General features: G+C 66.5%; 17 protein-coding genes. 8 read left to right on the top strand and 9 right to left on the bottom strand.

Features of this window, described 5'->3' with window-relative positions:
* Positions 1–23: 23 nt before the first annotated feature.
* Entirely contained in the window at positions 24–431 is a 408-nt protein-coding gene (locus OG225_RS37305; RefSeq protein WP_405179392.1) for a VOC family protein, read from the bottom strand.
* A 191-nt stretch (positions 432–622) separates the two neighbouring features.
* On the opposite strand from OG225_RS37305, the gene OG225_RS37300 reads away from it, so the two are divergent.
* Complete coding sequence (locus OG225_RS37300) at positions 623–1,627, top strand: sigma-70 family RNA polymerase sigma factor (RefSeq protein WP_216917938.1); 1,005 nt, start codon at positions 623–625, stop codon at positions 1,625–1,627.
* Between the two features lie 314 nt (positions 1,628–1,941).
* Here the strand turns inward: OG225_RS37300 and OG225_RS37295 are convergent, their stop codons facing one another.
* Entirely contained in the window at positions 1,942–3,480 is a 1,539-nt protein-coding gene (locus tag OG225_RS37295; RefSeq protein WP_405179391.1) for an acyl-CoA synthetase, read from the bottom strand.
* A gap of 72 nt (positions 3,481–3,552) precedes the next feature.
* Positions 3,553–4,587, bottom strand: coding sequence for an LLM class F420-dependent oxidoreductase (locus tag OG225_RS37290; protein ID WP_405179390.1), 1,035 nt, complete (start codon positions 4,585–4,587; stop codon positions 3,553–3,555).
* A gap of 502 nt (positions 4,588–5,089) precedes the next feature.
* On the opposite strand from OG225_RS37290, the gene OG225_RS37285 reads away from it, so the two are divergent.
* The 4 genes from OG225_RS37285 to OG225_RS37270 are packed head-to-tail and all read left to right on the top strand — an operon-like array spanning position 5,090 to position 8,713.
* Positions 5,090–6,082, top strand: coding sequence for a Zn-ribbon domain-containing OB-fold protein (locus OG225_RS37285; protein ID WP_405179389.1), 993 nt, complete (start codon positions 5,090–5,092; stop codon positions 6,080–6,082).
* A 17-nt stretch (positions 6,083–6,099) separates the two neighbouring features.
* A complete protein-coding gene (locus OG225_RS37280) occupies positions 6,100–7,140 on the top strand; it encodes a thiolase domain-containing protein (protein WP_405179388.1) in 1,041 nt (346 codons plus the stop codon).
* A complete protein-coding gene (locus OG225_RS37275) occupies positions 7,137–8,303 on the top strand; it encodes a thiolase domain-containing protein (RefSeq protein WP_216913330.1) in 1,167 nt (388 codons plus the stop codon). The genes OG225_RS37280 and OG225_RS37275 overlap by 4 nt, the downstream gene beginning before the upstream one ends.
* Positions 8,300–8,713, top strand: coding sequence for a nuclear transport factor 2 family protein (locus OG225_RS37270; RefSeq protein ID WP_405179387.1), 414 nt, complete (start codon positions 8,300–8,302; stop codon positions 8,711–8,713). The genes OG225_RS37275 and OG225_RS37270 overlap by 4 nt, the downstream gene beginning before the upstream one ends.
* Positions 8,714–8,788: 75 nt before the next feature.
* On the opposite strand, the gene OG225_RS37265 is transcribed toward OG225_RS37270, so the two are convergent.
* Entirely contained in the window at positions 8,789–10,084 is a 1,296-nt protein-coding gene (locus OG225_RS37265) for a cytochrome P450 (protein WP_405179386.1), read from the bottom strand.
* A 130-nt stretch (positions 10,085–10,214) separates the two neighbouring features.
* On the opposite strand from OG225_RS37265, the gene OG225_RS37260 reads away from it, so the two are divergent.
* Both OG225_RS37260 and OG225_RS37255 read left to right on the top strand, forming a co-directional pair.
* On the top strand, positions 10,215–11,378 hold the full coding sequence (locus tag OG225_RS37260) for a steroid 3-ketoacyl-CoA thiolase (protein ID WP_405179385.1): 1,164 nt from the start codon (positions 10,215–10,217) through the stop codon (positions 11,376–11,378).
* A gap of 360 nt (positions 11,379–11,738) precedes the next feature.
* A complete protein-coding gene (locus OG225_RS37255) occupies positions 11,739–12,155 on the top strand; it encodes a helix-turn-helix domain-containing protein (RefSeq protein ID WP_011207048.1) in 417 nt (138 codons plus the stop codon).
* 552 nt (positions 12,156–12,707) lie between these two features.
* On the opposite strand, the gene OG225_RS37250 is transcribed toward OG225_RS37255, so the two are convergent.
* The 5 genes from OG225_RS37250 to OG225_RS37230 form a co-directional block, all read right to left on the bottom strand.
* Positions 12,708–13,730, bottom strand: a complete 1,023-nt coding sequence (locus OG225_RS37250; RefSeq protein WP_405179384.1) for a hypothetical protein — start codon at positions 13,728–13,730, stop codon at positions 12,708–12,710.
* Positions 13,727–14,242 (bottom strand): ImmA/IrrE family metallo-endopeptidase, encoded by a 516-nt coding sequence (locus OG225_RS37245; RefSeq protein ID WP_109525171.1) that lies wholly within the window; start codon positions 14,240–14,242, stop codon positions 13,727–13,729. The genes OG225_RS37250 and OG225_RS37245 overlap by 4 nt, the downstream gene beginning before the upstream one ends.
* A gap of 10 nt (positions 14,243–14,252) precedes the next feature.
* Entirely contained in the window at positions 14,253–15,299 is a 1,047-nt protein-coding gene (locus tag OG225_RS37240; protein WP_405179383.1) for a hypothetical protein, read from the bottom strand.
* A 199-nt stretch (positions 15,300–15,498) separates the two neighbouring features.
* Entirely contained in the window at positions 15,499–16,410 is a 912-nt protein-coding gene (locus OG225_RS37235; RefSeq protein WP_405179382.1) for an SDR family oxidoreductase, read from the bottom strand.
* Positions 16,411–16,442: 32 nt separating this feature from the next.
* A complete protein-coding gene (locus OG225_RS37230; RefSeq protein ID WP_405179381.1) occupies positions 16,443–17,246 on the bottom strand; it encodes an SDR family oxidoreductase in 804 nt (267 codons plus the stop codon).
* 84 nt (positions 17,247–17,330) lie between these two features.
* Between OG225_RS37230 and OG225_RS37225 the strand changes: the two genes are divergently transcribed.
* Positions 17,331–18,095: an enoyl-CoA hydratase family protein gene (locus OG225_RS37225; protein WP_216913315.1), complete on the top strand. Its 765-nt coding sequence runs from the start codon at positions 17,331–17,333 to the stop codon at positions 18,093–18,095.
* Positions 18,096–18,100 lie beyond the last annotated feature (5 nt).

The raw sequence follows: 18,100 nt of genomic DNA, 5'->3' as shown, positions 1-18,100 counted from the left end.
TCGGCGGCCCTCGGGCCGTCGCGTCATCCCTTCATCCAGAACGGTTCCCACTGGTGACCGTCGGGGTCGATGAAGGTGCGGCCGTGCATGCCGACCCGTGCCTCCTGCGCGCGCTTGTCCTCGTTGACCTCTTCGATCGCACCCGCGCCGATGGCGGCCTCGGTGACGCTGTCCACTTCGGCGGCACTCGACAGTGACAGCGCGTAGGCCGCGCCGATCGCGGCGACGGTGTCCGCGATCGGACGTTTGGTGAAGGTCGGGAAGAATTCCTTCGTCAGCAGCATCAGGCAGATGTTGTCGTCGACGACGATGCACGCGGCATTCTCGTCGGTGAAATCCTGGTTGACCTTCCAGCCGAGCGCCTCGTAGAAATTCTTCGACCGGGTGAGGTCGGCCACGGGGAGATTGAGGAAGATCATCCTGCTGCTCATCGTCTTGTCCTCTCGAGCACATCGGCGGGTTCACCGGTACAGACGAGACGGCGGCGGGAAACTCATCGCGACGCGCGGGATCGTGACGCCCACTCGCTGTCGGGCACCCTGGACAAGCCCGATCACCGACGCCGCTGGTAGCGGGAATTCGGGCCTGTAATCTGTCGGACCCCTGTGGCATGGTGACATCCATGACCGACTCGTCCGGCCCGTCCACCACCCTCGACGACGCACTGAAGTCGTTCGAGGGGCACCGGCGGGAGCTGTGCGCCTACGCCTACCGCATGCTCGGATCGTCCTTCGAGGCCGAGGACGCGGTCCAGGAGGCCTTTACCCGCGCCTGGAAGTCCTACGCCTCGTTCGAGGGCCGCGCGAGTCTACGGTCCTGGCTGTACAAGATCACGACCAATGTCTGCCTCGACATGCTCGACGGCCCGCAGCGCCGGGCGAGGCCGATGGACCTCAACGGTCCGTCGCGCCCGGATTCGCCGCTGCCCGCCCCGCAGCCGGATTACGTCTGGATCGAGCCGATCCCCGACGGTCTCGCCTTCGGCGCCGACCCGGCCGAACACGCGTCGACCAAGGACACGCTGCGGCTGGCTTTCGTCGCCGCCTGTCAGCACCTGCCCGCCACCCAGCGCGCGATCCTCATCATGCGCGAGGTGCTGCGGTTCTCGGCCAGCGAAACCGCAGAAGCCCTCACCATGTCCCCCGCCTCGGTGAACAGCGCGTTGCAACGTGCCAGGGCCACCATGTCGAAGGTGCAGCCCACCGTCACCGACGATTACGACGAGTCCGACGAGAATCAGCGCAAACTGATCAACGATTTCGTCTCGGCCTTCGAGGCCTACGACATGGACACCCTCACCACGCTGCTGAAAGCCGATGTGGCCCTGTCCATGCCGCCGTTCGATCTCTGGATCTCCGGCCCCGACAATGTCGCGGCCTTCATGCTCGGCACCGGAAGCGCCTGCGAGGGTTCCAAACTCATCCGCCTGGAAGGCGCGAACGGCCACGTCGCCTTCGGCCACTACAAGCCGACCGAAGAACCCGGCGTCTACAGCCCCTGGTCGATCACCATCCTGGAACTGGAAGGCGACACCATCGCCGGCCTGAACTTCTTCCTCGACACCGACAAACTGTTCCCCCTCTTCGACCTCCCCCTGGAATTGCGCGACCCCGTCACGCAATCCTGAGAACGGGAGGGGCACTCCCACCACACCAAGCGCGCCCCTTCCGAACGCCCGTTCGCGGCCCATCCCGCGTCCGAACGATCAACACCCAGCCACCACAGGCGCGAGTCCTACCAGCGCCCCATTCGCGGCCCATCCCGCGTCCGAGCGATCAACACCCAGCCACCACAGGCGCGAGTCTTACGAGCGCCCTGTTCGCGGCCCGTCTCGCGTCCGAGCGGTCGAAGCGCATGCGACGAAGTCGCGAGTCTCGACCGCTCGGACGCGAGACATAAGCGGCCGCGAACCCGCGGCCCCGGCCGCCAAAATTACTGCCATCAATACAGTTCGCGCAGTTTGCGTTTGTACAGCTTCCCGTTCGGGTCGCGGGGAAGTTCCGGCAGGTAGTCCACCGATTTCGGGATCTTGTATTTCGCTAGCTGGGTCGCCGCGAAGGCGAGGAGTTCGGCGGTGAGTTCGGCGTCGCCGTCGATACCTTCGGCGGGTTGCACGACGGCTTTGACCTCTTGGCCCCAATCCTCGTGCGGGATACCGAATACCGCGACGTCGACGACCCTCGGATGGGTGATGAGTACGGTTTCCACTTCGGCCGGGTAGATGTTGACCCCGCCGGACAGGATCAGGTCGGAGCGCCGGTCGTGCAGGTAGAGGTAGCCGTCGCTGTCGAGGTGGCCGATATCGCCGACCGTGAACAGGTCACCGACCCGCGATTCCTCCGTCTTCTCCTTGGCGTGGTGGTATTCGAAGCTGGACGCGCCCATCTTCATGTAGACGAGTCCCTGTTCACCCGCGGGCACTTCGGTGCCGTCCTCTTCGCTGAGCACCTTGATGACCGACCACGGCCAAGCTTTGCCGACCGAGCCGGGTTTGCGCAGCCAGTCGGTGCCGTTGATGACGGTGCCGCCGCCTTCGGTGGCCGCGTAGTACTCGGTGACGGTCGGCCCCCACCATTCGAGCATCTGCCGCTTGGTCTCCTGCGGGCACGGCGCGGCGCCGTGCACCATACTGCGCAGCGAGGAGACGTCGTATTTCGCGCGCACCGCTTCGGGCAGCGCGAGCAGCCGGTGGAATTGGGTCGGGACCATGTGGCTGTGGGTGACCCGGTGTTTGTCGATCAGGCGCAGCATGTCCTCGGCGTCCCACCGGTCCATCAGGACGAGGGTGTGTCCCAACTGGATGGAGATGGTCGCGAAGTTGAGGACGGCGGTGTGGTAGAGCGGCGATCCGCAGATGTGGACGTGATCGTCGTAGGCGCCCAGTTCGAACAGGCCGAAGAAGGCGGTGGTGTGGGGCGGAACCACATCCGGGTCGGCGCCGGTGAGGGGGCGGCGGACGCCTTTGGGGCGGCCGGTGGTGCCGGAGGTGTAGAGCATCGGCCCGCCGGTGCTGCGGTTGTCCGGCCGTCCGGATTCGGCCGCGCCGAGTTCGGATACCGGTGCGAAGCCGTCGATCTCGCCGACCGCGAAACGCGCCGTGGCGGGCAGTCCCGCTTCGTCCGCGGCCGCGACCGCCGCCGCGGCGAAACGGTCGCTGGCGAAGAACGCCTTGGCTTCGCTGTCCTGGAGGATGTAGGCGACCTCGGGGCCGGTGAGATGCCAGTTCACCGCGACGATGTACAGCCCGGCCTGGTAGGCCGCGAAGTAGGTGGCGATCGCTTCGACGCTGTTGTGCACCATGCTGACCAGAACGTCGCCGGTTTCCATGCCGAGTGCGCGCAGGCCGGTGGCGTATCGGTCGGCGAGGGTGGCCAGTTCCCGGTAGGTCACCTCCCGGCCGAGCGGATCGACCATGGCGATCCGGTCCGGTTCGGCGTCCGCGATATTCCACAGACCGAGAATTTTCACTGGCTCCTGCACGGGGGAATCCTGGGGCGGCGGAGCCGACGGGGCTGGAGAGGCTGACACCCATTGAATTTAGAACGTGTTCTACTAATCGACAAGGGGTGCGAGCCGATGCAATTGCTCGACGTCGGGAACCGACACCAGCATCATGGTCACACCGGCCGCCTCCCACACCTTCAATTGATCCCTGACGTGTTCCTGATCGCCGATGATGGCCGTGTCGAGGATCAGTTCGTCCGGGACCAGCGCGGCGGCCTCCGCCTTCTTCCCGGACTGGAACAGTCTGCCGATCTCGTCGACCTCGCGGTCGTAGCCCATCCGCCGGTACACCTGGGCGTGGAAATTCAGCTCGGGCGCGCCCATGCCGCCGATGTAGAGGGCCATGACCCAGCGCATCCGTTCCAGTTCGCTCGCGGCGTCGTCGGTGATCACCACCTGGCAGCTGGCGGCGATCTCGAAGTCGTCGCGGGTACGCCGCGCGCCCGCCCGCGCGAACCCCGCGTCGAGCCAGTCGTTGTACATGTTCGCCAGCCGCGGCGCGTAGTAGATGGCGAGCCAGCCGTCCGCGATCTCCGCCGTCAGCGCGACGTTCTTCGGCCCTTCCGCACCCAGCCAGATCGGCAAATCCGCACGTAGCGGATGCACGATCGGCTTGAGCAGCTTACCGAGCCCCAGCGCTCCCTCCCCCGCGTACGGCAGCGGGTAGTGCGGACCGGAATTGGTGACCGGGGCTTCACGGGCCAGCACCTGACGGATGATGTCCACGTATTCGCGAGTGCGCTGCAACGGCTTGGCGAACGGCTGCCCGTACCACCCCTCGACCACCTGCGGACCCGAAACGCCGAGCCCCAGAACCGCACGCCCACCGCTGAGATGATCCAGCGTCAGCGCGTGCATCGCCGTCGCCGCCGGGGTCCGCGCCGACAACTGGACCACCGAGGTACCCAGCCGCACCCGCTCCGTCCTCGACCCCCACCAGGCCAGTGGACCGAAAGCGTCCGACCCCCAGGACTCGGCGGCGAACACCGCGTCGAATCCCGCCGCCTCCGCCGCGACGACGATCTCCCCCGCGTTCGCGGGCGGCTGCGCCATCCAATACCCGAGTTGCAATCCGAACTTCATGATCAACCCCTTTCCGGTCAACTGCTTGCCAGCAGAATAAGAACCTGTTCTACTCGATATCGTGACTCAGGGGAATACCGCGTCAACCGCCATCGCGGACCCTCGCACGCCCGCCCCACCCCCCGAGCAGCGAGTCCGGCGAGCCGCGGTCCGCACCATCCTCGCGCCCCCCGAGCAAGCACCGGAAGCGCCCCTCCGCCCCGCCCCAGTCCACCGGGCCAACCCAAAGCCAGGCGGTTCGCACGAACCCCCACCCCCACCGGGCAAACACAAAAACAGGCGGTTCGCACGAACCCCACCTCGGGGCAAACCCCCCAAGCAACCGTCCACCCCCACCTCGCCCCCCACGGAGCGAGTCTTACGAGCGACCGTTCGCGGCCGTCTCGCGTCCGAGCGGTCGAGACAATGCGACGAAGTCGCGAGTATCGACCGCTCGGACGCGAGACAAAAGGGGCCGCGAACCCGCGGCCCCCGGGCCGCCAATTACCAGAAAGGGTCGGAATTGAACGCCAGCCAGCTGGAGCAGAGCGACCCGGGGATCAGCACCGATGTGCTCAGCGCTCCCCTGCGGGTGCGCTTCGACTACACACGGTCGGTCGGTCCGACCATCGGCGCGTTTCTCACCGGTTTGCGTGCCCGCAGGGTCGTCGGCGTGCGCGGTTCGGATGGGCGGGTGCTCGTGCCGCCGTCGGAATACGATCCGGTGACGGCCGAACCGCTGACCGAATTCGTCGACGTCGCCGATGTGGGCACCGTCCAGTCCTGGACCTGGGTGCGCGACACCCTGCCGGGACAGCCGTTCGACCGCCCGTTCGCGTGGGCGCTGATCAAGCTGGACGCCGCGGATTCGGCGCTGTTGCACGCCGTCGACGTGGCCTCGCCGGAGGATATCGCCACCGGACTGCGTGTGCGGGCCAGGTGGGCCGAGCGGACCGAGGGTAGCATCAGGGATATCGTCTGCTTCGAACCGGGTGAAACCTCGACCGCCACACCGGATTCCGATACGGATGCCGAACCGGTCACGATGCTCACCACCCCGGTCGATCTCGACTACAAGCACACGGCTTCGCCCCAGGAGAGCGTCTACCTGCGCGGACTCGCCGAGGGCAAACTGATCGGGGCTCGCACCGACGCCGAGGGCAAGGTCTACTTCCCGCCGCGCGGCGCGAACCCGACCAACGGGTTGCCGACCAACGATTTCATCGAACTCTCCGATCACGGCACCGTCACCACGTACTGCATAGTGAACGTGCCGTTCCTCGGACAGCGCATCAAACCACCGTACGTGGCCGCGTACGTACTGCTCGACGGGGCCGATATCCCGGTGTTGCACCTGGTGCTCGGCTGCGATGCGAGCGAGGTCCGCATGGGTATGCGGGTCAAGGCGGTGTGGCGACCGCGCGAGGAGTGGGGTTTCGGCCTGGAGAACGTCGACCACTTCGAACCGACCGGCGAGCCCGATGCCGACTACGACACTTACAAGCATCACCTCTGAGAGGCGCTGTCCCCATCATGAATGAGCGTTCCACCGACATCGCGGTCGTGGGCTTCGCCCACGCGCCACACGTGCCGGAAACCTACGGCACCACCAACGGTGTCGAGATGCTGGTGCCCTGTTTCCAGCAGCTCTACACCCGTCTGGGCATCACCAAGACCGATATCGACTTCTGGTGTTCGGGCTCCTCGGATTTCCTTGCCGGGCGCGCCTTTTCGTTCATCTCCGCGATCGATTCGATCGGCGCGGTGCCGCCGATCAACGAATCGCACGTGGAGATGGACGCGGCTTGGGCGCTGTACGAGGCGTTCGTGAAATTGAAGTCGGGACAGGCCACCACGGCGCTGGTCTACGGCTTCGGCAAGTCCTCCGCGGGCACCTTGCGTCAGATCCTGACGATGCAACTGGACCCGTATGTGGTGGCCCCGCTGTGGCCGGATTCGGTGTCCATCGCCGGACTTCAGGCCCGCGCTGGCATCGATGCGGGACGCTGGACCGAACGGGATATGGCCGCGGTCGCCGCGGGTTCCGACGCCGATATCGAAAGTCTGCTCGCCACACCGTATGTGGCCGATCCACTGCGCGCCCACGATGTCGCGCCGATCACCGACGGTGCGGCGGCGATCATGCTCGCGGTCGGCGACCGGGCACGCGAACTCTGTGAGCGTCCGGCCTGGATCACCGGAATGGCGCACCGCGTCGACAGTCCGGTGCTCGGCGCACGGGATCTGACCGTCTCGCCTTCGACCTCCGCTGCGGCACAGCAGGTCACCGGCGGTGACACCAGCGGTTTCGATATCGCCGAATTGCACGCGCCCTACAGTCATCAGCAGCTCATCCTGACCGAGGCGATCGGCCTGAAACCAGAGACGACAGTGAACCCGTCCGGTGGCGCGCTCGCGGCCAACCCGATGTTCGCCGCGGGGCTGGAGCGCATCGGCTTCGCCGCCGAGGCGATCATCGCGGGCACAGCCAACCGCGCGCTCGCCCATGCGACCAGCGGCGCGGCACTGCAACAGAACCTCGTGACCGTTCTCGATTCGGAGGCGACCCGATGAGCTTTCCCGCCGCCGTGCTCGGCACCGGACAAACGCATCACGTGACGAAACGAACCGATGTATCGATGGCGGGCCTGTGCCGCGAGGCCATCGATCGCGCCCTTCTCGATTCCGGTCTCACCATGGCCGATATCGACGCGGTCGTCGTCGGTAAAGCGCCGGACTTCTTCGAGGGCGTCATGATGCCCGAACTGTTCATGGCCGACGCGCTCGGTGCGACGGGTAAACCACTGCTGCGCGTGCACACCGCCGGATCGGTCGGTGGTTCGACTGGCGTGGTCGCCGCCAATCTGGTGCAGGCGGGTGTGCACAAGAAGGTGCTCGCGGTCTCCTGGGAGAAGCAGTCCGAATCGAATGCCATGTGGGCGCTCTCGATTCCGGTGCCGTTCACCATGCCGGTCGGCGCGGGCGCGGGCGGGTATTTCGCGCCGCACGTCCGTTCCTATATTCGCCGGTCGAACGCGCCGAGCCATATCGGCGCGATGGTCGCGGTGAAGGATCGGCGCAACGGCGCGAAGAATCCGCTCGCCCACCTCCAGCAGGCCGACATCACCCTGGATTCGGTGCTGGCCTCGCAGATGCTGTGGGATCCCATCCGTTTCGACGAGACCTGCCCCTCCTCCGACGGCGCGTGCGCCGTGGTGATCGGCGACGAGGAATCCGCGACCGCGATCGAAGCCACCGGCCAGAAGGTCGCCTGGATTCACGCCACCGCGATGCGCACCGAACCGACGACCTTCGCCGGACGCGATCAGGTCAGTCCGCAGGCCGGCCGCGATGCCGCGGCCGCGCTGTGGGAAGCGGCCGGTATCACCGATCCGCTCGAGGAGATCGACGCCGCCGAGATCTACGTCCCGTTCTCCTGGTTCGAACCGATGTGGCTGGAGAATCTGGGTTTCGCCGCCCCCGGTGACGGCTGGAAGCTGACCGACAAGGGTGAGACCGAGATCGGCGGACGGATCCCGGTGAATCCGTCGGGCGGCGTGCTCTCCTCCAATCCCATCGGTGCCTCGGGCATGATCCGGTTCGCCGAGGCCGCCAAGCAGGTCATGGGCAAGGCGGGTGACTACCAGGTCGCCGGTGCGCGCAAGGCACTCGGTCACGCCTACGGCGGCGGTTCGCAGTACTTCTCGATGTGGGTCGTCGGGTCGGAACGCCGATGAGCGCGGAGCACCCGGCCAGGGTGGCAGGGCTGGCCTCGCAGGCCGCGGTGCGCGCCAAGGACAAGGCGGCCTGGGTGGCGCTGTTCGCCGCCGATGGGATCGTCGAAGATCCCGTCGGGCCTTCGGGTTTCGACCCGGAGGGTAAAGGTCATCGCGGTGCCGAGGCCATCGCGGCGTTCTGGGATCTGGCGATTGCGAAAACCGATTCCATCGAATTCCTCTTCGATGACTCGTTCGCCTGCGGGTCGGAGGTGGCCTTCACCGGCACCATCCGCACCCGTATCGGTGGGCATCAGATCGACGCGGAAGGCGTGTTCACCTACAAGGTCGATGACGCGGGCAGGATCGCCGCCCTGCGCGCGTTCTGGGAAGTCGACCGCGCGATGAGCACGACGAAACCCGTCGACTGAGGCCGCTGCCTTCCCCTCCGGCAGCGAAAGGGCCCCGAACCGCATTCCGGTTCGGGGCCCTTTGTTCGCGCAGCGTCAGTGCGCGACCGAACCGGTCCCGTAGTTCACCGGGAATTCCTTGATGCCGTTGAGCCAGCCGGAACGCAGCCGCTTCGGAGCGCCGACCTTGGTGATGTCGGGCAGGTGATCGGCGATGGCGTTGAAGATCAGATCGATCTCGAGCCGCGCCAGGTTCGCGCCGATGCAGAAATGCGCGCCGGTGCCGCCGAAGCCGAGGTGCGCGTTGTCCTTGCGGGTGATGTCGAACTTCTCCGGATTCTCGAAGACGTCCTCGTCGAAATTCGCCGACCGGTAGAGCATGACGACCCGGTCGCCCTTCTTGATCTGCACGCCGCCGAGTTCGGTGTCCTCCAGCGCGGTGCGCTGGAAGGAGGTGACGGGGGTCGCCCACCGGACGATCTCGTCGGCCGCGGTGGCGGGGCGTTCCTTCTTGAACAGTTCCCACTGATCGGGGTTGTCGATGAACGCGTTCATACCGTGGGTGATGGCGTTGCGCGTGGTCTCGTTGCCCGCGACGGCGAGCATGATCACGAAGAAGCCGAATTCCTCTTCGCTGAGTTTGTCGCCGTCGATATCGGCCTCGATCAGGGTGGTGACCAGGTCGTCGGCGGGCTCGGCCTTGCGCGCGGCCGCCATCTGATAGGCGTAGCCGAGTACCTCCGCCGAGGCGGTCACCGGATCGGCGTCGCTTTCGGGGTCGTCGTAGCTGGTCATGTCGTTGGACCAGGTGAAGACCTTCATACGGTCTTCCTGCGGGATGCCGATCAGCTCGGCGATGGCCTGGAGTGGCAGTTCGCACGCGACCTGGGTGACGAAATCGCCCGCGCCCGATTCGGCCGCCGCCTTCACGATGGATTCGGCGCGCGCCGTCAGCTCCTCGCGCAGGCTGTTGATGGCGCGCGGGGTGAAGCCACGGGAGATGATCTTGCGGAGTTTGGTGTGCTCCGGCGCGTCCTTGTTGAGCAGGACGAAACGCTGGAGTTCGATCTGTTCGCGGGTGATCTCGTCGTTGAAACGCGGGATCGCGGTGTTCTCGTAGCTGGAGAACACATCGCTGCGCCGCGACACCTCTTTGACGTCGGCATGCTTGCTGACCACCCAGAAGCCCTCGTCCTGGAACCCGCCGGTGTTCGGGGACTTGGGATTCCACCATACCGGAGCGGTTCGACGCAGCTCGGCGTATTCCTCCACCGGAACCCGCTCGGCGTAGATGGCCGGGTCGGTGACGTCGAACCCTTCCGGCACATTCGGAGCTGTTTCGAGCGACTTGCCGGCAGTCGCCAGCGGCTGGGCGTTCCCAGTGTCAACCACCAGATGTCTCCTTCGACAAACTGAAACACGTTCTACAATCATTGCAGCACAGGCGGACGGACTAGTAAAGAAGACCTGGCCGGATACCTGGCACACGTTTCAGTTTCTTTGACCTTACGAAAGGTTGGACATGGGCACACCCGTGATCGTCGAGGCCGCTCGCACCCCGATCGGCAAGCGCGGCGGACAGCTCGCCGGCCTGCACGCCGCCGAACTTCTCGGTCTCACCCAGCGCGGACTGCTGGACAAGGCGCACCTGGATCCGGCTCTGGTCGAGCAGGTCATCGGCGGCTGCGTCACCCAGGCGGGCGAGCAGTCCAACAACATCGCCCGGGTCGCGTGGCTGCACGTGGGACTGCCGTGGCAGACCGCCGCGACGACCATCGATACCCAATGCGGTTCGGCACAGCAGGCCAACCACCTGATCGCGGGCCTCATCGCCGCCGACGCCATCGAGATCGGCATGGCCTGCGGCGTCGAGGCGATGAGCCGGGTCCCGCTCGGCGCCAATCTCGGCGAGAACGCGGGCCAGCGCAGGCCCGCGTCGTGGAATATCGACCTGCCCAACCAGTTCGAGGCGGCCGAGCGTATCGCCGAGCGGCGCGGCATCACCCGCGCCGACGTCGACGAATTCGGCGTGCGGTCGCAGCGCCTCGCCGCCCAGGCGTGGTCGGAGGGCCGTTTCGACCGCGAGGTGCTGACGGTCACCGCACCCGTCGTCGACAAGCAGGGCACGCCGACCGGCGAGAAGGTGGATGTCACCCGGGATCAGGGTTTGCGCCTGACCTCTGTCGAGGCCCTTTCGACGCTGAAACCGGTCCTCGAGGGCGGGATCCACACGGCGGGAACGTCGTCCCAGATCTCCGACGGCGCGGCCGCGGTACTGCTGATGGACGAAAAGGTGGCGCAGCGAGAGGGTTTGCGTCCGCGCGCCCGCATCCTCACCCAGGTCGTGGTCGGCGCGGAGCCCGAGTTCCACCTGGACGGTCCGGTTCAAGCGTGCACCCGCCTTCTGGAACGTTCCGGGATGAAAATCGACGATATTGATCTGTTCGAGATCAACGAGGCATTCGCATCGGTGGCTCTTTCCTGGGTCTCCGTCCACAACCCGGACATCGATCGGGTTAATGTCAACGGTGGCGCGATCGCGATCGGGCATCCCGTCGGCTCGACCGGATCCCGTTTGATCACAACGGCTTTGCACGAGCTGGAGCGAACGGGCCGCAGTACAGCGATGGTGCTCATGTGCGCCGGTGGCGCATTGGCGACAGGAACGATCATCGAACGGCTGTAGGAATCGCCCCAATTCCCCGAAATAGTTGAACGTTCATCTTAAATCCACGAAAACGTGTCGTACGCCACACAAAGCCCAGTTCACGCAAGTAGATGAGATGTCAGCTATTCTTTCGCTATCATCGACCGGTTGGGGAAGACCTTCTCAACGGGCTAGAACCGGGCTGTACCACGCCTTCACAAGAGACGTTGGGGTGACCCGCAAACGCGTCGGTCGCAGTGACTTCACCGGAGCAACACCTGGAAGCTTCAAGGAAATCCTGAATCAGGCGTAGGTTTTCAGTTACTGAGCCGCTAATATCAATGATACGTATCCGAGATAACGACTGTTAGTACAGCGAAGGGAATTGGGCGGCTCACAATGGCTGATTTCGCGGCGCGGCTGAACAAGCTGTTCGAAACCGTGCATCCCCCGGGGCGCAAGCCGCACACCAACGCAGAGGTGGCGGCTGCACTGACAGCCTCCGGGCATCCGATCTCGAAACCGTATCTCTCACAGTTGCGGTCGGGACAACGGACGAATCCATCGGATGAAACGGTGGCTGCACTGGCCAAGTTCTTCAAGGTCAAACCGGACTACTTCTTCAACGACATCTATGCCGCCAAGATCGATCATGATCTGGAACTGTTGTCCCAGCTGCAAGGCTATGGACTGCGGCGGCTGTCGAGCAGGGCGTTCGATTTGTCCGAAGAATCACAGAACCTCCTCACCTCGATGGCGGAGAAGCTTCGAGCGAGCGAAGGCTTGCCCGAAATCCCGCCTGACGGTACCGAATAGGCGCGTTCTCGCCGATCCGGAACTTCGTGTGCTCTGAAAAGTGCCCGTGACGTTGCGGTTCGGCGGTCGCGCTCCGGAGGTTCCGGGCGTGATGCCGGGCTCCCGAGGTCTTCGGACCGAGGGTACCCGGCAAGTGTTGCATGGAATGCGGGTTCGGCCGATCATCATGGCCGGGCCCGCATTTGCGCTGCCGCTACGCAATTCTCGCGTACAACCAAACGTACGCACATCCTACCTTGCAAACGAATTCGACAACGCACCCCACTCTACTGTTGATCACCGGGCTTGGCCGCGCATTTCGCAAGACCCCGAGAGTCGGGGCAGGAATCGAGTGATGCCACGAACTCCCCGCGCCCCGAACACCTGCCCGTGATCCTTAATGCGCGGTGCCGGTCGAGAATACGCCGACGCCGTAGCGGCTGTACGTTTCGCCCGATTAGGGACTTTAGTAATCAGCGACGGCAAAACACTCATCCGGATTCTGTCCATGTGGTTGTTCGAACTCGGTGTGGCCCCGGACTTCCCGTGTTCGGCCGTGCTCCGAATACCGTACTAGCGGTATACGGAATTGCGCGCGCCGACGCGATCGGCCGACCGGAAGGATCGGGCGATCGCCCGGACCCACCCCCGTGCGCTGACCCCATCGGGCGGGGCGATCCACCGCGCGTCGATCACGATGTCACCCAAAGGGTTACGCGCCCACTCCGCGACACGCGCCGCACGCTCGGGAATCGAGCGCGGCGGCACTCCCGCCGCGACCGACTCGACACCGCCGCCGGACTGTAGGTAGAGCGCGTCCATGATCTGGGCCACCTGATCGGATGCCGTCAGCTGGGTGGAAGTACCGGGCCGACCGTGCGCGATCACCTCCGGGAAGCGTTCGATCATGGTCCGGTGCAGCGGTCCGATCCGACGCAGCAGCAGCCGGGCCCGCAGCCACAACTCGACCACGATCCATACCGCGCCGAACGCGACGAGCAGGGCGGCGGCGGCGAATAGCGGCCAGCCCCAATCCGGTTCGCCGGGCAAGGCACGGGGCGCGTCGGTGACGGCCCGGCGGATCTGCGCGGCCGACATCGCTGCGACGAGCGCGGTGCCACCGGTGTAGATCGCGATACCTCGCCCCAGCGTGGTCCAATCCAGATTCCGGACACCGGTGACGACGACGAAGGCGCTGGCGAGCGCGGTGACCAGCCAACCGAACGTGAACGACCAGAACAGCGTGAGCGTCACCGTGACAGCGCCGCCCCCGTATGTAAAGGTGGCGACTCGCCGCAGATTCGCCCGCGACACCACCGGCCAGGCCGCCGCCGCGACCACCGAGGTGGCGATCGCGAAGAGCTGCCACGCGGCGATGACGACACCGTCCGACAGCGCACCGGAGACGAGTCCGCGCGGAAGGAGATTGTCGACGGCGAGGGCGATTTCAGGAACCGCGACGGTGGCGGCGAGCGCGACCGAGGCGACCGCGACGACGATCGCGACCCGTGCCGTCGTCGCGGGTTTCACCATGGCCCGTCCCACCCGTGCGCCTGCGGCGATCCAGACCAGCATGGCTGTCGACCACAGTGTCATCCAAGTGCCTCGTCGAATCGGAGGACCGAGACGCCCGCGCCCCGGCTGTTGAATACCCGCAGCCGCGTCATCAGCATGGCGGCGAAGGTCTCCGCCTCCCATTCGGCGAGTTCGTCGGCGCCGTCGTCCACGATCCGCTGGTGCGCGCGCTGGCTGAGCATGTAGGCGATGAGATCGTCACTGGCCTCCAGCACCACCTCCGAGGCGGGCACGCCCTCGTGATCGAAGACGATATGGCCCAGTTCGTGGGCGAGCGTGTGCTCGCGAGCGGGCAGCGCGGTGGCGAGGACGATCACGTCCCGGTCGGGATAGAACCGACGCTGCCCGCAGACCCCCGGCCCCAATCGCGCACTCGCGATCTCGATCTCGCGCCGCCGCTCGTCCGCGATCGACGCGACCACCTCGTCGAGTGTGGTCGCATCGGAATCCGCGGCCACCGCGCAGACGGCGTCGACCGCCGCCGCCACCCTGCGATGGGAACGGGAACCGCTGCGTGTCCTGCTCTCACTCATCTGCCCCTCCTCACGATCTCGGTCCGAAGAATTCGGCGCGCGCGGCATCGATGCGAGCCTGGGCCGCGGCGGCGCCCTGGAAACTGACCGCGCCGGAACCGACTCCCGCGAGCCCGAGGACGAGCAGCCCGCCGACCACGGAGAGGATATTCGGCGTCGGCAGCCCGTCGGCCGAACTGGTTTGGCGCACATCGGGATCGAGGCCCGCCGGGATCCGGATGGACGACGCCGGTGGAGCGGGCGGTTGCGGCGGGTCCGGTGGTATCTCCGCGGGGGCCGGTAGCGCGACGACGGGAAGTGCCGAGAAAGGTTGCGGTATTGGGGGGATCTGTACCGGCGGAACGGCGAGCGGTACCGGGGGGATCGACGGCGTCGGCAATGGAATGAGCAGCAGGAGCAGCGGTGCCGCCGAGCCGACGGCGGCCGAACCGGTCGCGGCCGAGCCGACAGCGGCCGAGCCCGTACCCAGTGCGGCGGAACCGACTGCGGCGGAACCGGTGCCGATCGCGGCACCCACACCCGCCGAACCGGTACCGGCCGCCGCGGAGCCCGCCCCGAGTCCGGCACCCAGCCCCGCCGAACCTGTTCCCACTGCGGCCGAACCCGATCCGAGCGCGACACCGGTCGATCCGGTACCGAGCAGAACACCGCCGGAACCGGTACCGAGCAACGAACCCACTCCGGCGGATCCGGTTCCGAGCAACGAACCCACTCCGGCGGAACCTGTTCCGAGAATGGCCGCGAGTCCCGCCGACCCGGACCCGAGGAATATTCCGCTCGAGCCGACGGCCGCCGAGCCAGCGGCACCGTGGGCGCCGACCGGATTCACCGACGAGGCAATCGGAATCGGTTCGGAGTCGTCGAGTGACTGTCCGGGAATGGTGAGTGACTGCCAGTCCTCGGCGGACTCGGCGACGGGTGCGTTCTCCCCCGCGCTCGCGCTGGAATCCGCGCTGCCGCTTCCCGGCTGGGCGACGGCCGCCACCGGACCGAGTAGCGCAATACCGGCAACCGTCCCGGCAACCATCGCCACCCGTATCGTGCGACCAATAGCCATGCGCCGGCCTTTCCCCTCATCGTTCGAGCGCAGATCTCCCCGGTCGCCACACCCTCCGGGTTTCGTGGATAGGCGCTCATAGTAAACCCCGGCCACATACCGTGCGCACGAGACCGCCGACCGCACTTCACTTCCGCCTGAAAACGACGACGGTCCCCGGCGATGCGAGCATCACCGGGGACCGTCGTCGTTGTCGTGCTCAGGCGCCGTACACGGGTTCCGGCGGCACTCCCTTGGCAATCAGATCGGCTACCACCGGGCCGAGTTCATCTGGCGCCCAACGCGCGCCGCGATCCACCGCGATGCCGTGACGCCAGCCGTCGGCGAGTGCGACCTTGCCGCCTTCGATCTCGAATATCCGGCCGGTCACCGAGGCCGACTGCGCGCTGCCGAGCCAGACCACCAGCGGGGAGATGTTCTCCGGGGCCATGGCGTCGAAACCGCCGTCCTCCGGCGCGGCCATCATCTCGGCGAAAACGGTTTCGGTCATCCTGGTGCGCGCCGAGGGGGCGATGGCGTTGACGGTGACACCGTAGCGGCCGAACTCGGCGGCGGCGGTCAGGGTCAGACCGGCGATGCCCGCCTTGGCCGCGCCGTAGTTGCCCTGACCGACACTGCCCTGCAATCCGGCGCCGGAACTGGTGTTGACGATGCGGGCGTCGACCGGCCTGCCCGCCTTCGATTCGCCGCGCCAGTATTCGGCGGCGTGCCGCATCGTGGCGAAATGGCCCTTGAGGTGGACACGCACCACCGCGTCCCATTCGTCCTCGCCGAGGTTGACCAGCATCCGGTCCCGGACGAACCCGGCGTTGTTGACCAGCACATCGAGCCCGCCGAAGGTGTCGACGGCCTGGCGTACCAGGGCCCGCGAACCCTCCCAGTCCGCGACGTCGTCACCGTTGGCGACGGCCCGGCCACCCAGTGCCTCGATCTCGCCGACGACCTGCTGGGCGGGCGTCTCGTCGGTCGCCGCGCCGTCCAGGGTCGAGCCGATGTCGTTGACGACCACATTGGCGCCCGCCGCGGCGAAGGCCAGCGCGTGCGCGCGGCCGATGCCGCGACCCGCGCCGGTGACGATCACGGTGCGCCCGGCGCAGATCTGCTCGTCCATACCTGTTGTCCTCTTTCGTATCCGGATACTTCTCAGGCCTTTTCGGGGGTGGACACGGCGCCGATCTCGGCGGTCGACGCGGCGAGGAAGGCGGGGCGTTCACCGCCGCCGTGCACGAGCAGTGTCGCGCCGCTGACGTAGGCGGCGAGCGGCGAGGCCAGGAAGACCGCGCACCGGCCGATATCCTCCGGGGTGGCCATCCTGCGCAGCGGAATTGTCTCGCTGACGGCGTCGATGCCGTCACGGTCGCCGTAGTGCAGTTCGCTGAGTTCGGTTTCGACCATGCCGACGATCAGCGAGTTCACCCGAACCAGCGGCGCCCATTCGACCGAGAGGGATTGGGTCAGGCTGTCCATTCCGGCCTTCGCCGCGCCATAGGCCGCGGTGCCGGGCGAGGCCCGGTGACCGCTGACGCTGGAGATCATCACGATCGAACCACCGTCGGGCTGATCGCGCATGACCCCGTAGGCGGCCTGCGAAACCAGCAGCGGCGCAATCAGATTCAGTTCGACGATCTTGGTATTGAAATTCTTGCTCGCCGTGGCCGACGGCGCGAACGGCGCGCCGCCCGCGTTGTTCACCACGTGGTCGAGCCTGCCGTGTCTGGCGACGATGGCGTCGACCAGGCCGCGCACCGCGTCGGCGTCGCGCACGTCGCAGGGCCGGTAGTCGATCTCGCGCGCGCCGAAGGCGACGGGTCGGTCGGCCGGACGCCGGGCGCAGGCCACCACGGTGGCGCCCGCTTCGAGGAATACCCGGCTGATACCGGCGCCGACTCCGCGCACACCGCCGGTCACGAGGACAACGCGTCCGGCCAGATCGATTTCGAGTGCCACCGTGCTAACCTACCAAGCAACTGCTTGCTTTGCCAATGGCGCCGACAGTGGACACCGAAGGCCCGGGACAACGAAGGACATCCGATGGGGATCAACCGTCACTCCGAATCGACCGGCATCGCCGTGGTCACGGTCGACTATCCGCCCGTCAACGCCATACCGACGGACGGCTGGTTCGCCATCGCCGACGAGGTGCGCGAAGCGGGGCGCGACCAGAAGACCAAGGTCGTGGTGCTGCGCGCGGAGAATCGCGGGTTCAACGCGGGTGTCGACATCAAGGAGATCCAGAGCAAACCGGGTCATCAGGCGCTCATCGACGCCAACCAGGGCTGCTTCGAGGCCTTCGCCGCCGTCTACGACTGCCCGGTCCCGGTGATCGCGGCGGTGCAGGGTTTCTGCCTCGGCGGCGGCATCGGCCTGGTCGGCAACGCCGATGTCGTGATCGCCTCGGACGACGCCACTTTCGGACTTCCCGAGGTCGACCGCGGCGCGCTCGGCGCGGCCACCCACCTGTCGCGGCTGGTGCCCCAGCATCTGATGCGGGCGCTGTTCTTCACCGCGAGCACCATCACCGCGCAGCAGCTGCATCACCACGGCTCGGTGTACCAGGTGGTGCCGCGCGCCGAACTCGACGCGGCGGCGTTGAAGGTCGCCGAGAACATCGCGGCCAAGGACGGCCGGGTGATCCGCGCCGCCAAGCGGGCGCTGAACGGGATCGACACCCAGGACGTGCACCGCAGTTACCGGTACGAGCAGGGTTTCACCTTCGAATTGAATCTGGCGGGCGTCGCCGACGAGATCAGGGCCCGATTCGACGACGATCTGGCCGCGCGTAAGAGCGGGGAGTAGGCACA

The organism is Nocardia sp. NBC_01377 (assembly GCF_045040005.1).
GTDB lineage: Bacteria > Actinomycetota > Actinomycetes > Mycobacteriales > Mycobacteriaceae > Nocardia > Nocardia noduli.
The sequence above is the reverse complement of the archived record's forward strand: the minus strand, read 5'-3'. Positions and strand labels throughout refer to the sequence as shown.

What these genes read in the sequence shown, in the direction of transcription:
- OG225_RS37305 (WP_405179392.1), bottom strand. Translation starts at nt 431, where the DNA reads ATGAGCAGCAGGATGATCTTCCTCAATCTCCCCGTGGCCGACCTCACC.
- OG225_RS37300 (WP_216917938.1), top strand. Translation starts at nt 623, where the DNA reads ATGACCGACTCGTCCGGCCCGTCCACCACCCTCGACGACGCACTGAAG.
- OG225_RS37290 (WP_405179390.1), bottom strand. Translation starts at nt 4,587, where the DNA reads ATGAAGTTCGGATTGCAACTCGGGTATTGGATGGCGCAGCCGCCCGCG.
- OG225_RS37280 (WP_405179388.1), top strand. Translation starts at nt 6,100, where the DNA reads ATGAATGAGCGTTCCACCGACATCGCGGTCGTGGGCTTCGCCCACGCG.
- OG225_RS37275 (WP_216913330.1), top strand. Translation starts at nt 7,137, where the DNA reads ATGAGCTTTCCCGCCGCCGTGCTCGGCACCGGACAAACGCATCACGTG.
- OG225_RS37270 (WP_405179387.1), top strand. Translation starts at nt 8,300, where the DNA reads ATGAGCGCGGAGCACCCGGCCAGGGTGGCAGGGCTGGCCTCGCAGGCC.
- OG225_RS37260 (WP_405179385.1), top strand. Translation starts at nt 10,215, where the DNA reads ATGGGCACACCCGTGATCGTCGAGGCCGCTCGCACCCCGATCGGCAAG.
- OG225_RS37255 (WP_011207048.1), top strand. Translation starts at nt 11,739, where the DNA reads ATGGCTGATTTCGCGGCGCGGCTGAACAAGCTGTTCGAAACCGTGCAT.
- OG225_RS37250 (WP_405179384.1), bottom strand. Translation starts at nt 13,730, where the DNA reads ATGACACTGTGGTCGACAGCCATGCTGGTCTGGATCGCCGCAGGCGCA.
- OG225_RS37245 (WP_109525171.1), bottom strand. Translation starts at nt 14,242, where the DNA reads ATGAGTGAGAGCAGGACACGCAGCGGTTCCCGTTCCCATCGCAGGGTG.
- OG225_RS37240 (WP_405179383.1), bottom strand. Translation starts at nt 15,299, where the DNA reads ATGGCTATTGGTCGCACGATACGGGTGGCGATGGTTGCCGGGACGGTT.
- OG225_RS37235 (WP_405179382.1), bottom strand. Translation starts at nt 16,410, where the DNA reads ATGGACGAGCAGATCTGCGCCGGGCGCACCGTGATCGTCACCGGCGCG.
- OG225_RS37225 (WP_216913315.1), top strand. Translation starts at nt 17,331, where the DNA reads ATGGGGATCAACCGTCACTCCGAATCGACCGGCATCGCCGTGGTCACG.